This window comes from Alkalihalophilus sp. As8PL, assembly GCF_040939795.1.
In the GTDB taxonomy this organism is placed as follows: Bacteria; Bacillota; Bacilli; order Bacillales; family Bacillaceae_D; genus Alkalihalophilus; species Alkalihalophilus lindianensis.
Genome location: NZ_CP162551.1, coordinates 2,674,263 through 2,688,823 on the forward strand (window position 1 = coordinate 2,674,263; position 14,561 = coordinate 2,688,823).

15 protein-coding genes are annotated in these 14,561 nt (G+C 38.1%); 11 read left to right on the forward strand and 4 right to left on the reverse strand.

Annotated features, from left to right (window positions below; all coding sequences use genetic code 11):
- Positions 1–185 precede the first annotated feature (185 nt).
- The gene (gene purU / locus AB3N04_RS15010) at positions 186–1,052 is read right to left on the reverse strand and encodes a formyltetrahydrofolate deformylase (protein WP_368503512.1); all 867 of its coding nucleotides are present in this window, start codon (positions 1,050–1,052) and stop codon (positions 186–188) included.
- Between the two features lie 502 nt (positions 1,053–1,554).
- On the opposite strand from purU, the gene AB3N04_RS15015 reads away from it, so the two are divergent.
- Positions 1,555–2,343, forward strand: coding sequence for a phosphotransferase (locus tag AB3N04_RS15015; protein WP_368503514.1), 789 nt, complete (start codon positions 1,555–1,557; stop codon positions 2,341–2,343).
- A 93-nt stretch (positions 2,344–2,436) separates the two neighbouring features.
- Here AB3N04_RS15015 and AB3N04_RS15020 read toward each other — a convergent pair whose 3' ends face one another.
- The gene (locus AB3N04_RS15020) at positions 2,437–2,733 is read right to left on the reverse strand and encodes a YtzH-like family protein (protein ID WP_368503515.1); all 297 of its coding nucleotides are present in this window, start codon (positions 2,731–2,733) and stop codon (positions 2,437–2,439) included.
- Between the two features lie 153 nt (positions 2,734–2,886).
- Here AB3N04_RS15020 and trmB point away from each other — a divergent pair, with 153 nt between their 5' ends.
- Entirely contained in the window at positions 2,887–3,531 is a 645-nt protein-coding gene (gene trmB / locus AB3N04_RS15025) for a tRNA (guanosine(46)-N7)-methyltransferase TrmB (RefSeq protein ID WP_317123558.1), read from the forward strand.
- 116 nt (positions 3,532–3,647) lie between these two features.
- Complete coding sequence (locus tag AB3N04_RS15030; protein ID WP_368503516.1) at positions 3,648–4,505, forward strand: MBL fold metallo-hydrolase; 858 nt, start codon at positions 3,648–3,650, stop codon at positions 4,503–4,505.
- Positions 4,506–4,548: 43 nt separating this feature from the next.
- Here AB3N04_RS15030 and AB3N04_RS15035 read toward each other — a convergent pair whose 3' ends face one another.
- Positions 4,549–4,857 (reverse strand): PepSY domain-containing protein, encoded by a 309-nt coding sequence (locus AB3N04_RS15035; protein ID WP_047974177.1) that lies wholly within the window; start codon positions 4,855–4,857, stop codon positions 4,549–4,551.
- A 233-nt stretch (positions 4,858–5,090) separates the two neighbouring features.
- On the opposite strand from AB3N04_RS15035, the gene AB3N04_RS15040 reads away from it, so the two are divergent.
- Positions 5,091–6,164 (forward strand): M42 family metallopeptidase, encoded by a 1,074-nt coding sequence (locus AB3N04_RS15040; protein ID WP_368503517.1) that lies wholly within the window; start codon positions 5,091–5,093, stop codon positions 6,162–6,164.
- A gap of 37 nt (positions 6,165–6,201) precedes the next feature.
- Positions 6,202–6,723: a DUF84 family protein gene (locus tag AB3N04_RS15045; RefSeq protein ID WP_368503518.1), complete on the forward strand. Its 522-nt coding sequence runs from the start codon at positions 6,202–6,204 to the stop codon at positions 6,721–6,723.
- 51 nt (positions 6,724–6,774) lie between these two features.
- Here the strand turns inward: AB3N04_RS15045 and AB3N04_RS15050 are convergent, their stop codons facing one another.
- Positions 6,775–7,221 carry a YtoQ family protein gene (locus tag AB3N04_RS15050; RefSeq protein ID WP_317123563.1) on the reverse strand — a complete coding sequence of 149 codons (447 nt, stop codon included), beginning with the start codon at positions 7,219–7,221 and terminating at the stop codon, positions 6,775–6,777.
- A gap of 170 nt (positions 7,222–7,391) precedes the next feature.
- Here AB3N04_RS15050 and AB3N04_RS15055 point away from each other — a divergent pair, with 170 nt between their 5' ends.
- From AB3N04_RS15055 to AB3N04_RS15080, 6 genes are all read left to right on the forward strand, one after another.
- The gene (locus AB3N04_RS15055; protein ID WP_368503519.1) at positions 7,392–8,402 is read left to right on the forward strand and encodes a PTS transporter subunit IIC; all 1,011 of its coding nucleotides are present in this window, start codon (positions 7,392–7,394) and stop codon (positions 8,400–8,402) included.
- A gap of 13 nt (positions 8,403–8,415) precedes the next feature.
- Positions 8,416–8,745 (forward strand): thioredoxin family protein, encoded by a 330-nt coding sequence (locus tag AB3N04_RS15060; protein WP_317123565.1) that lies wholly within the window; start codon positions 8,416–8,418, stop codon positions 8,743–8,745.
- A gap of 117 nt (positions 8,746–8,862) precedes the next feature.
- The gene (locus AB3N04_RS15065; protein WP_368503520.1) at positions 8,863–9,663 is read left to right on the forward strand and encodes a DUF1444 domain-containing protein; all 801 of its coding nucleotides are present in this window, start codon (positions 8,863–8,865) and stop codon (positions 9,661–9,663) included.
- 74 nt (positions 9,664–9,737) lie between these two features.
- Entirely contained in the window at positions 9,738–10,346 is a 609-nt protein-coding gene (gene ytpR / locus AB3N04_RS15070) for a YtpR family tRNA-binding protein (RefSeq protein ID WP_368503521.1), read from the forward strand.
- 94 nt (positions 10,347–10,440) lie between these two features.
- On the forward strand, positions 10,441–13,179 hold the full coding sequence (locus tag AB3N04_RS15075; RefSeq protein ID WP_368503522.1) for a DNA translocase FtsK: 2,739 nt from the start codon (positions 10,441–10,443) through the stop codon (positions 13,177–13,179).
- A 131-nt stretch (positions 13,180–13,310) separates the two neighbouring features.
- Complete coding sequence (locus tag AB3N04_RS15080; RefSeq protein WP_368503523.1) at positions 13,311–14,408, forward strand: nicotinate phosphoribosyltransferase; 1,098 nt, start codon at positions 13,311–13,313, stop codon at positions 14,406–14,408.
- Positions 14,409–14,561: the final 153 nt, after the last annotated feature.

The window sequence follows — 14,561 nt, forward strand, 5'->3', positions numbered from 1 at the left end:
CAAAGTGCGACTTCATATTGCTCACCTTATTTTACCGCATGCCAGTACAGTTGCCTTCGCTTTTCTTGTCTAGCTACAGCGTTCAGGTAATCGGTGGCTTCACTTTGCTAAACGAAGCAAAAAGCGCTTCGTTTTATCAAACCTCCATCCTCCTCATACCTAACCGAACCCTTCCGCTTTTCTTTTTAAAAGACGACTGTTTTGTTTCCGTAGACGAGGACTTGGTCGTTAGTGTGCCATTCTACTGCTCTTGCTAGGGCGATTCGTTCTACGTTTCTTCCTGCTACTCTAAGCTCTTGAGTTGAGTAGCGATGATTGACACGTAAAACATCTTGCTCAATAATTGGACCTTCATCTAAATCATCGGTTACATAATGTGCAGTTGCTCCAATTAATTTCACTCCACGTTCAAAGGCCTTAGCATATGGATTGGCTCCAATAAAGGCAGGTAAAAAGGAGTGGTGAATGTTGATGATGCGATGAGGGAAGGAATCAACAAATGTAGAAGAAAGAATTTGCATATAACGAGCTAATACAATAAAGTCTACATCATGTTGTTTGAGTAATTGAATCGCTTCTTGCTCTGCTTCTTGTTTGGTTTCACGAGTGACGGGCACATGGAAAAATGGAATACCGTAACTTTCCACAACTTGCTTATTGGTTGGGTGGTTACTAATAATTAATGGAATATCAACTTGAAGTTCGCCTGAGCGCCATCTCCATAAAAGCTCCAATAAGCAGTGATCTTCTTTCGATACAAGAATAGCCATTCTCTTTTTACGAGCAGCTAACTCCATTTTCCAATCCAAGTCCATCTCTGCTGCGAGACTGTGGAATTCTTGTTTTAATCTAAGGAAATCAGGGCTTGCAGTCCCTAAATCAAACTCAATTCTCATAAAAAACATACCACCTTGTGGATCTGTAGAAAATTGATCAGATTGAACAATGTTTGCATCATGCTGATGTAAAAACGTAGATACAGCAGATACAATACCTGCTTTATCCCGACATGAAATAAGTAACCGTGCACGATTTGGGTGTTGTTGACTCATTTAATAAAATCCTCCGTTCGACTACCAGTTATATGGTGAGTAATACCGATTCATTCATTGTTATAACTAAGAAAAATATAACGGGTGAATCGGCTATCTAATTATAGTAAGCCCATTAATGATCCATCCTATTAAGGGGGCTTTAAATATTGAAGCAAACCATCAATCACTCTGTCAATTGCTTTTTATAACAATGTAGATAGAATGTAAGGAGTGCAGTGATAACGTGGGGGCTTAGACATTGACTATAAATGTGTTTTTTTGATACCATGGTATTCAATTCTATAGGATGAAAATTTCACACAATAATGTAGCAGGGTATATGATAACGAGCTCTGCTTCTTTTTAGTAACGATTGTATTTGTGCTTATATAACTATTTTTTCGGAGTATTTAATAAAAATGATTGAATTTTTCATAGGTAATTACGATAAAATACGCTATACTAAGAAGATAAAGTAGTAAAGTGAAAAGAAAGTAAATGGAAATTGAGGGTGAATTGGTTGGAAATGTTTTTAGGAGATGGCTGGAAGGTGGAACCAGCTGGTGGAGCGACAGGTGAAGCATATATAGCCCAGCAAGGTGACCAGAAAGTATTTCTGAAACGCAATTCATCACCATTTCTTGCTGTTCTTTCTGCAGAAGGCATTGTTCCTAAGCTACTTTGGACAAAGCGTTTAGAAAACGGTGATGTTGTTACGGCGCAACGTTGGGTGAAGGGTCGTGAATTGAAAGCATATGAAATGAAGGAACGTAAAGTTGCGGAGCTTTTAGCTAAAATTCATGGATCTAGTGAACTGTTAGATATGTTTAAACGCATTGGGAATGAGCCATTATCACCTGATGTTATTGTAGATAATCTTCGGCTTCAACTTCAATTAAATCAAGTAGAAGATGACATCATTGAAACCGGAATGGCTTTTTTAGCTTCTCAATTGAAACATGTCGATTATGATCACTATGTGGTTTGCCACTGTGACATCAATCATAATAATTGGATTCAAGACGAAGAGGAACATCTTTACCTAATTGATTGGGATGGTGCCACTGTTGCTGATCCTGCGCTGGATTTAGGGTTGTTATTATACTCTTATATACCACCACATGAGTGGGAAGACTGGATTCACGAATATGGATTATTATTAGGCGAGTCCCTACGAGAGAGAATGCATTGGTATGTCGTATCTCAAACAATATCTGTCATTCTTTGGCATTATGAGCGAAAGCAGTTTGAGGAAGTAGAAAAATTCAAAGACTATCTTCATTCTTTATTAATAGAGGATTCCAGATAGTACTATACGGAAAGGGTCTGATCTTTTTTAGATCAGGCCCTTCATTTGTATGCAAATGGTGTCAACTAAAGATGGAAAAAGAAAAGGAAATAATTATTTGTAGTTATTTCCTGGGGAATCGAGCTCATTGGTGTCGAACGTGGCATGATCCATAACATTTAACCATTGTTCGACGTTTTGTTCTTGAAATGGTTTATGGTTAATTTCGTGGTGTTGGGACATTTCAACGAGAATTCCTTTTATTTCTTTATTGAGTGAAGGGTCGTTGCTTAACGATTGTAATAAACGTTCAATTTGAGTTGCTTCATCCTGAGTCATATAAGCTTCATCAGCCTGATTTTTTAGGATGTCACAGAGTAAACCGATTTTATGTTGACTGGAAATAGGCATGAAAACACTCCTTCTAAAAACTAAACTACTTTAAGAGTAGAGTGTGCATATTTTTAGCATGCTATTCTTTTGAGAAGAATAACTCAACATATACAACATGAGTTAGAAAGGTTATAATACATGATTGAGTCAAAGAATTGAGGAGTGATTACGGTGCGTTTACGTCACAAACCGTGGGCAAAAGAGGAGATGGAAAAATATCCATCGATCGTTATCCAAAACCCGCAAGAACATAAAAATAAATGGAACAACATTTTTAACAATGATCAACCGTTATTTGTAGAAGTTGGTACAGGGAAAGGCCAATTCCTTACAGGTATGGGCGAGCAACATCCAAATATCAACTTTATAGGTATTGAAAAATATGATAGTGTTCTGATTTCGGCCATGGAACGTGTACGAGATACAGAACAGCCAAATGTGAAATTTCTAAATGAAGATGTAGAGAACTTACTCGATTTCTTTGAAGAAGGAGAAATAGATCGTTTATTTATTAATTTTACGGACCCATGGCCGAAAAATCGTCATGCTAAACGTCGATTAACACATGAGAACTTTTTATCTCTTTATAAGCATGTTTTAAAACCTGAGGGAGAAATTCATTTCAAAACCGATAATCAAGGTTTGTTTGAATACTCTCTTCATAGTATGTCTACTTATGGAATGGCTTTTAAGGATGTTAGTCTTGATCTTCATAAAAGTTCGGTTGAAGGTAATGTTATGACTGAATATGAAGAAAAATTCTCTAAAAAAGGGATGAGAATTTATCGTTTAGAAGCACATTTTAATAACAACTAAACTCTTCTTATGGAAGGGTTTTTTTTGTTATTTAACCATTTCAAATTTGGAAACAGAGTGCGTAAAGATTGAATTGTGCTAAAATAAAGAAGAATTAATCAAAGGAGGAATTTAATGTGGAGAATTTACAAAGAAATGGCCTGAAGATGACTTGGTTAAATGGTGGTGTGACTCATATGGATGGTGGTGCAATGTTTGGGGTTGTGCCAAAACCGTTATGGAGTCGAAAATATCCTCATAATGAAGACAATCAAATTGAACTTCGTACAGACCCTATTTTAATTGAAAAAGATGGAAAACGTATTCTTATCGAAGCTGGTATTGGAAATGGGCGTTTTTCAGACAAGCAAAAGAGAAATTACGGAATTAAAGAGGAATCATCTTTAGAAAATGATTTAGAAAAATTAGGGTTAACCACTGCTGATATTGATATCGTATTAATGACACATATGCATTTTGATCATGCATCTGGCTTAGCGAAAGAAGTGAATGGAGAATTAGTCCCGACTTTTGAGAGCGCTACCATTTATACTTCTGAAATAGAATGGAATGAAATGAAAAATCCAAATATTCGATCACAGAATACATATTGGGAACAAAATTGGAAGCCGATTGAAGCCCAAGTTAAAACATTTAAAGAGCAAATAGAAGTAGTTCCAGGTGTGAAGTTAGTTCATACTGGCGGTCATAGCAATGGTCATTGTATCCTAGTCATTGAACATGAGGGGGAGACATTTATTCACTTAGCAGACATTATGCCTACACATGCCCATGCAAATCCTTTATGGGTGCTTGCTTATGATGATTTTCCACTAGACTCAATCTTTGGTAAACAAAAGTGGCAACAGTTTGCAAGAGAGAAGGATGCCTGGTATTTGTTCTATCATGATTATAAATATCGAGCAATCAAATGGGATGATGAAGGTCAAGTGAGTGCATCAGTTGATCGTAAGCAGTATGCCTATTTAACCTAATAAATAGAGCAGCTTTCCTTTGTAGGGAAGCCGCTCTTCTTCTTTATGCTGCTTTTAATTCAAGTAAAGTGCCAGTCTTAGTATCTGCTAGGAATTCGTATTGAACTGTTCCTGTTTCAGTTGTTGTAGAAATTCCTCCGCGGTATACTTCTACGCGGATATTCTCACGTTCGACGGTTTCTGGAATCATATGAATCCATGATCCTGAAATGGCGTGAGATCCTGATACGGTTTTCTTCACTATCTTTAATGCTTTCTCAGGAGAAACTTTTTCCGTTGAAAGGCTAGGACGAAGGAAGTAACCAGCCACAACTCCAATACCTATTCCTAAAGCAAATCGTCTTATACTCATTTTTATCATCCTTTCACTTTTCTATTGTGATGGTAGAGAAGTTCTTTCTAGATGAATACATTAATAACTTTCAAAAAACAACTAAGACTAGGTTTAGTATACAGAAAGTTTAAAGCGTTTTCCATCGATAAGGGAATTTGTCCACTCTTTCGTCAATCATTGTGGCAATAGCAAAAGGATTCAGATAAAATGGACATGTACATATATTTTTCGGGAATCGAAAGGAGATTATAATGAATCAAGATACAATGAACTTATTTAAGACACTAACAGAATTACAAGGTGCACCTGGATTCGAACATGATGTAAGAAAGTTTGTGCGGAGTGAGCTTGAAAAGTATACTGATGAGATCGTTCAAGATCGTTTAGGAAGTATCTTTGGTGTGAAACGAGGCGATGAAACGGGTCCTACGGTTATGGTCGCTGGTCATATGGATGAAGTGGGCTTTATGGTCACTTCTATTAGTGACAAAGGGTTAATTCGCTTTCAAACGTTAGGGGGCTGGTGGAGTCAAGTTCTCCTTGCTCAACGTGTACAAATTATGACTGATGCTGGCCCTGTAATTGGTGTAATCGGTTCAACGCCTCCACACCTTCTTGAAGAATCACAACGTAAAAAGCCAATGGAAATCAAACAAATGTATATTGATATTGGTGCAGATGATAAAGAAGATGCGAAAAAAATTGGGATCAAACCAGGTCAACAGATTGTTCCTATTTGTCCCTTTACACCAATGGCAAATGAGAAAAAAATCCTAGCTAAAGCATGGGATAATCGCTACGGAGTAGGATTGTCAATTGAATTACTAAAAGAGTTAAAGGACGATAAGCTACCAAATATTCTTTATTCAGGAGCTACTGTACAAGAAGAAGTTGGTTTGCGTGGAGCTGCTACATCTGCTCAAATGATTAAGCCCGACATTTTCTATGCCCTTGATGCAAGTCCTGCTAATGATGCAACAGGTGGAAAAGACGCATTTGGCCATCTGGGAAAAGGAGCACTCCTTCGTATTTTAGATCGTACGATGGTTACACATCGTGGTATGCGTGAGTTTATTCTTGATACAGCTGAGACAAATAAGATCCCATATCAATATTTCATTTCACAAGGTGGAACAGATGCAGGGCGTGTTCACACTACAGGGAATGGTGTGCCATCTGCAGTAATTGGAATTTGTTCTCGTTATATTCATACAGCTGCTTCCATCATTCATATTGACGATTATGCTGCAGCAAAAGAATTAGTTGTCAAATTGGTTAAATCCACCGACAAAAATATGTTAGATCAAATTACAAAAGGCGTGTAGTCCTACTAAAAGACGAACCTTTGGGGGGGAAAACGGAATGAAAGTAGTCATTGGCACAAAAAATAGAGCCAAAATTCATGCCGTCATGGAAACGTTAGTACGTGAGCCGTTCGAGTTCATAAGTGTGGAAGCACCCTCAGGGGTTTCTGCTCAACCTTTTTCAGATGAAGAAACGATGAAAGGGGCTATTAACCGAGCAAAATACGCATTAACAATTACCGATGCAAAGCTAGCCATAGGACTTGAAGGTGGTGTAAGTGATACATCAACGGGATTAATGCTTTGTAATTGGGGAGCAATGACTTGCCATTCAGGACAAGTTTGGGTAGCTAGTGGAGCAAAAATTCCATTACCTCTTGAAGTTCAAACGAAGTTGAGGGATGGACAAGAACTAGGGACTATTATGGGAGAAATGATGGATGATCATCGCATTCGTCACAAAGAAGGAGCGATTGGTGTGCTAACTTCGGGCCGAATCACGCGTAAATCCATGTTCAGTCATATCGTTCAAATGCTTTATGGACAATATGAATACAATTATCAACCTTTTAATCATTAAAATAGTAGGAAGCGCCATTTAAGTAGCGCTTCCTGTTTTTTTATATGAATATTAATTTTCTTCGAATACGTAAGATAATGCTTGCAGAGCTTGTTCGGGGTTTTCTACTACGACTTGTGACTTATTAGCAAGTTCCTTTAAAGGGTGATGTAATGACTCAGGACGGATCAATATTAATGGCTTTTGAAGAGCAATTGCAGTTGCAGCATCCATCGCACTATTCCACTGTTTATAGGTCTCACCAAATAGAGCAATGACTACATCAGCTTTTTGAAGAAGAATTTGTGTACGTAAGTTATTGATACTTGAGGCAGCTTCATCTTTTAACATTTTATTGGGCTGTACTCCTAAAATTTCTTCCCCAATATCATCTGAACGATCATGATTTTCCATTGGACCTGTGAAATGAAGAGGTAGATTACGTTTTGCAGCTGCCTCTTTTAAATCAGTTCTCCATGTACTGTGAATTTCTCCTGCTAAATAAACCGTAAGTTCCATTTGAATCTCTCCTTTACATCATTTTCTCCATCTATTATAAAGCAAGAGCTCTTTGGAGACGAATAATAAGGTAAGTTGCGGATAAAGAAAAAAAGTGTCTTGTCACATGTAAAGAGTGTAGGTATGATAATAATGTTGTATTCAAACTCTAAGGGAGAGTAGGAGAGAAAATGAGTAGTTTCTTAAAACGAAAAGGAATTGACTTAAATTGGAGAACATACGTTATTACAGGTTTAAGCCATATGGCGTTGGGCTTATTTGCATCACTTATTATAGGATTAATCATTCGTACAGCAGGTGAACAGCTTGGTGTTTCTTATTTAGAGGAAATCGGCACGCTAGCAATGAGTTTAACCGGTCCTGCAATTGGTGTAGCAGTGGCATATGGATTAAGAGCCCCTCGACTAGTGTTGTTTGCTGCTCTCATTAGTGGTGCAGCTGGATTCCAACTTGGTGGTCCAGCAGGTAGCTTTGTAGCAGCGGTCATTGCAACAGAAATCGGAAAAGTAGTGTCAGGTGAAACGAAAATAGATATAATTATCACACCGCTTGTCACGATCATATCAGGATATACAATTGCCTCACTTATTGGACCAGGAATTGATGCAGGAATGACACAATTAGGAAGCTTAATTATGTGGGCAACTGAGCAACAGCCAATTTTGATGGGAATCATCATTGCAACTCTTATGGGACTTGCTTTAACAGCACCGATCTCTAGTGCAGCACTTGCTATTATGCTTGGTCTAGAAGGAATTGCTGCAGGAGCTGCAACGGTAGGATGTGCTGCTCAAATGATGGGATTTGCTGTTAGCAGTTATAGAGAAAATGGATGGTCTGGTCTAGTAGCATTAGGGCTTGGAACCTCTATGTTACAGATTGCAAATATCGTAAAGCATCCACTTATTCTAATCCCTCCGACATTAGCAGGGGCTGTTCTTGCTCCGTTTGCAACAACCTTGTTTCAAATGACAAATAATCCAGCTGGTGCTGGAATGGGGACAAGTGGTTTGGTGGGGCCAATTATGACTTTTACTGATATGGGGTTTACTTTTGAGGTGGCTATATCAGTGTTCCTGTTATATTTTATTTTGCCAGCATTAATAAGTTTAGGAATTTCAGAATGGATGAGAAAGGCAGGATATATTAAAATGGGAGAGATGAAGATAGAACAATCATAAAGGAGAATGCTAAATGGAAAAGTTAACAAGTGTAGAACAATTTAAAAAGCTAACAGAAACAGAGACTGTTGTTTTTATGTTTTCAGCAGATTGGTGTCCGGATTGTCGTGTAATTGAACCAATCTTGCCAAGGATTGAAGCCGATTTCCCATCCTTTTCATTTTATTATGTAGATCGTGATGAATTCATTGAACTATGTCAGGAGCACATGATTATGGGGATTCCAAGTTTCTTAGCATTTTCAAATGGGAAAGAAGTTGATCGCTTCGTAAGTAAAGATCGTAAAACAGAAGAAGAAATTGTTAACTTTTTAACAAGTGCTGAAGCAAAAAGTTATGAATAAGACACTAGAGTACTCACAATCGTGAGTGCTCTTTTTTAAGACTATTCTTCTAACTCAATCATTGGATAGCTTTTCTTGATCATGGTACACTGTTAGGTATGAAGGAGAGTGTATGTAATGGAACTTCGTGAATTCAGAAAAATGTTAGAGGAAAAATTAAAACGTGATGATCGTTCTATCACTTATAACCATAAAGAATCAACATTACGGATTACAGATAATAATATCAATAAAGGGGTCACCCTTTCTTTAAAGCCTTTATTAGCAAAATGGGAAAGAGAAGAATATGACTCTATAGAAGAAGTCGTTCGCTATATTGAAGTGGGACTTGACTCTATGAGTGAGCGTCCGTCTCTAAACGGAAATGAAGATAAAATCTTTCCTGTTATTCGGTCAACTTCTTTCCCCGAAGAGACTAAAGACGGTCTAGAGCTTTTGTTTGAAGAACACACAGCGGAAACACGTGTGTACTATGCTGTTGATCTAGGAGAAGCCTATACACTGATAGATGAGAAGATGGCAAGTGACTCAGGTCTTACAGCTAAAAAGATTCAAGAAATTTCGCGATTTAACCTTCGCTCTCTTCCGCAACCGGTAACAGAAGATGTAGTAGCAGGAAACACATTTTACTTCCTGCGAGCGAAAGACGGATACGATGCAAGTCGCGTACTTGATCCTTCTTTATTAGCAAAAATGGCTAAGAAAGTAACGGGGCAATTAGCAGTAGCCATCCCTCATCAGGACGTTCTAATTATGGCAGATATTCAAAATGATAGTGGGTACGATGTGCTAGCACAAATTGCTTTACAGTTTTTTGGAGAGGGTCGAGTACCAGTCACAGCTCTTCCTTTCATGTATGAAAATGGGGAATTAGAGCCAACTTTTATCTTAGCTCATAAAAAACCACAACAACCGTAATCTTCTAAAGAATGATTATGGTACAATAAGAATTGATAAAAGCTGATTCTAGTGGATAAGGAGAACTTATTACAATGAATGTGTTCTATAATGTTGAAGGTGTTGGAGATACGTTAATAATGGTCATTCAAGACGGTGAATTAGAAAATCGTACATTTGAGACAAAAGGTGACCTTGTTCGAATATATGATAAAGTTTCAGGGGAAACATTAGGTTACAACTTGTTTAAAGCTTCTACTTATGGGGAGCTAGTTGATAACGGTGCTGTAGAATTAACAGAAGATGTAAAAGCCCTTATTCAAAAAGCATTTAAAGAAAATGGATTTGACCTAAATATATCTTTAAAAAAGCAAGCAAAGTTTGTAGTTGGTTATGTTGAAGAAAAAGTTAAGCATCCAAATGCAGATAAATTAAACATTTGTCACGTCAACGTAGGAGATGAGCGACTACAGATTGTATGTGGTGCTCCAAATGTGGATCAAGGGCAAAAAGTCGTAGTAGCACGAGTGGGTGCTGTCATGCCGAGTGGACTTGTCATTAAAGAAGCAGCTCTACGAGGTGTGGAATCATCTGGAATGATTTGTTCGGCTAAAGAACTAGCTCTCCCTGATGCACCGCAGGAAAAAGGGATTCTAGTACTAGAAGACACATATGAAGTTGGATTAGCCTTTCCGATGAGCTAGGCTGATTCACATTGAGGGAACCACTAGAGATAACTAGTGGTTCTTTCTACTCATGTAGTGGGAATCGATTTAAATAAGAAAGTGAGTGAGAAAAATGGACAATTTGAAGCAATGGATGAAACGAATCCAAGGAGCTTTATTCGGTGAAGAAGAAATAGATAAACAAAATAGGGAAAATAGTGGTTTGCAAGAGAAAAAACAAATTAGTCATGATTCAGATAATAAAAGAAAAGTAGGGTACATAGAAGGGGGCAATCGAGAAAGCGCTCCTAGAATGGTCTATCAATACCCAAAGCCTGGGAAGTTTCGTTTTCCGTTAATAGAAGATGGACAAGATCAGCCATCACAGCGCTCTGAAAAGAATGTAGAGAGTAGAACAAGAAGATCATTTAGGCAAGTAAATGAAGAACAAGCAGAAGAGAAAAGCTATCGCCGACCTGATCGCAATAAACATAATAGCAGGCCAGAAATAAAAGTAGATAAAAAAATCGAAGAGAAGGCAATGGAGAAAACGAAAGTAAAGAAAGAATTTAAGCCCACATCCATCCCTTCTCCAGTCTACGGATTTAAAGAACGTAAAAAAAATATGTATGAAGATGAGTCCTTGCTTTCATCCTTACCTGGTTACGGTAAGGTCATTGAAACCAAGCGACCAAGTGTAACAATGGAAAAACAGCTAGAAGTATTCTTAAGAGCAGAGAATATACGAAATACAGAAGCGGCAGGTACAGTTCCGCGTGAGCTAGAAGTACTAGAACCAGAAGTGAGTACGGAGACTGAAGAGGTTCAGCAAGAAGATACAGTACTTGAAGAACATCCACATATCCTAGATTCGGTACCAGAAAAACTCGATATAGACACCACTAATTCCATTTTAGAAGAAGAACCACATCAAAATGAAACCAAGGTACATGTGGAAACAGCATTTCCTGAAGAGTTCACTACTAGTGAAGACGTGATGAGGTCCGAAAAGCAAGAGCAAACTGAATCCTTACTCTCTTCAACACCACCAGAAGAGTCGGTGGTGGTAGTTGAAACTACTATGCCTGAAGAACAAGTAGAACAAGTAGAACAAGTAGAACAAGTAGAACAAGTAGAACAAGTAGAACAAGTAGAACAAGTAGAACAAGTAGAACAAGTAGATCCATTAGTTGAAAAGCAAGAAGTGATGGAAGAACCTTCTACTCCAGTATCTATTTCAATTGGGGAATTAGGAGCTAAGGTAAATCAAACTCAAGAAGAAGAGCCATCTAAAGTAGAAGTAAATAAGGATGAGCCAATGGAAAGATCACAGCCGATCAAAAAGGCAAGTGTAAAGAAGGAAGCAAAGGAAAGTATTCCGTTTAATGTGATGATGCTTCCACAAGATCGAAAACCGAAAAAAGTTCAACCCCAACAAGTAACCGTTCACGATACATATCAACACCCAAGTATCCAGCTTTTAAAATATCCACAACACCAAGAGGATCAAGATTCCGAGTGGTTGGCAGAACAAGCTGAGGTTCTTGAGGAGACGCTGCAAAGCTTTAATGTTGATGCGAAAGTAGTAAATGTAACTAAAGGACCTTCGGTGACAAGGTATGAAATTCAACCTGCTCGTGGAGTGAAAGTAAATAAAGTAACAAGCTTAACGGATGATATGAAGCTAGCATTAGCTGCTAAAGACATTCGTATAGAGGCACCAATTCCAGGGAAAAACACAATTGGAATTGAAGTGCCTAACCGTGTATCAAAACCTGTGTTCCTTAGAGAGATCTTACGTCGGGATGTATTCATTAAACCTGACTCACCTCTAACAGTTGCATTAGGACTTGATATTTCAGGGCAACCAATCGTTACAGATTTAAGGAAAATGCCTCACGGACTTGTTGCAGGTGCGACAGGTTCTGGTAAAAGTGTGTGTATTAACTCGGTGCTCATTAGTTTACTTTATAAAGCGAACCCTGATGAAGTGAAGTTGCTATTAATTGATCCGAAAATGGTAGAGCTAGCCCCTTATAATAAATTACCTCATCTCGTTACACCGGTGATAACCGATGCCAAGCAAGCAACTGCGGCTTTAAAATGGGTGGTTGGAGAGATGGAGAGACGCTATGAATTATTTAGCCAACAAGGTGTAAGAGATGTTAGTCGATATAATGAATTGTACTCTGAATCAACAGATAAACCAGCACTGCCTTATATGCTCGTTGTGATTGATGAATTGGCTGACCTTATGATGGTTTCTCCACAAGATGTAGAAGATTCCATTTGCAGGATTGCGCAGAAGGCTAGAGCATGTGGTATTCACTTGCTGCTCGCTACACAACGACCATCAGTAGATGTCATTACGGGATTAATTAAAGCCAACATCCCAACTAGAGTTGCATTTTCTGTATCATCTCAAACGGATTCTAGAACAATACTTGATATGAGCGGGGCTGAGAGATTGCTAGGAAAAGGGGATATGCTTTTCCATGAAAATGGAGCTCCAAAGCCAGTACGAGTTCAAGGGACATTTGTGTCGGATGAAGAGATTGAAGATGTGTTAGCTTTTGTTAAAAAGCAAAGAGAACCAGAATACCTATTTGCTCCTGAACAGTTACAAAAAATGCAAAGCAGCAACGATCAAGATGATGACTTATTTGAAGAGGCGTGTTACTTTGTGATTCAACAAGGAGGGGCATCTGCTTCTAGCTTACAGCGACGTTTCAGAGTAGGTTATAACCGAGCTGCTAGATTAATGGACATGATGGAAGGTATGGGTGTTATTAGTGAAGCGATGGGAAGCAAGCCTCGTCATATTTTAGTAGATGAACTAGAACTTGAAGAGTTATTGTACCCAAGTAGGTAACGTGTATCACCAGCTTTGCCTTGTATTCAGGGTGAAGGTTATATATGATAAGTAAGAGTTTAATTACTAGATAAAGAGAAAAAGTGTTTAGTTTAGAACTATTAGGATGGGTACAAGGAGTATAAGGGGCTATGAAAGAAATTGAATTGAAAATGCAGGGCAAGATCAAACGATTAACAAATCAAACGTTCAAGTTTGATGAACGAATTCATGAAGGTTGGTTTTCAGCTGTTTATTTTTTGAAAACGCGCGAGATTATTCAAAAATATCATGCTGACAATGTCATTACAATGCAATTTTTTCAAAAAGAGCATGCTATACTATGTGGAACAGATGAAGTGATTGCTTTAATCAAAACATTTGCTAAAAATGCAGATGAGCTAGTAATCCATTCTCTAAAAGATGGGGATAAAATTAAGCCATTCGAAACCGTTTTGACCATTACTGGACCTTATCAAAACTTTGGTTTCCTAGAGGGAATTATTGATGGGATTTTTGCTAGAAGAACATCTGTGGCTACAAATGTATATAATGTGGTAAAAGCGGCTAGAAAATCAGGAATTCAAAAACCTGTTATTTTTATGGGTGATCGTGATGATCATTTTACTCAACAATCTGGTGACGGTTATGCAGCTTATATTGGCGGTTCTAAAGCCCAGGCGACACACGCGATGAATGAATGGTGGGGCAAAAAGGGAATGGGAACAATGCCTCATGCGTTAATTCAATTATTCAGTGGTGATGTGGTGGAAGCGACAAAAGCATACCAAGCAGAATTTCCTGAAGATGAATTAATGGCTTTAGTTGATTATAATAATGATGTGATAATAGATTCCCTAAAAGTAGCACGAGCATTTGGTCATGAGTTAAAAGGAGTAAGAGTCGATACTTCTCGAACTATGGTTGATCAATATTTCTGTAGAAATCCTGAAGTGATGGGAGCGTTTGATCCACGTGGTGCGAATCCAGTTCTGTTGTTTGCATTACGGGAAGCTCTTGATAGAGAAGGGTTTAACCATGTGAAAATTGTTGCTACAGGTGGCTTTAATGCAAAACGTATTGAGTCATACGAAGAGCAAGGAGTTCCGATTGATATTTACGGAGTAGGTGGAAGCTTGCTTAAGATACACATCGGATTCACAGGAGACAATGTCTTATTAAATGGAGAACATGAAGCGAAAGCGGGTAGACGGTTTCGTAACAATCCTAGATTAGAACTTGTCGATTAACGGTTAGGTGACCCGCTAATTGCAGTGGGTCATCTTTTTTAGGTGAATTTTGGGTAATAAGTGTGAATGAGTATAAAGTGCCATGGAACAAGTCGAATTGGTGATTGTTGATATTTCTGCTATAATCATTAAAGTGAATCGAAAAGAGCTTAT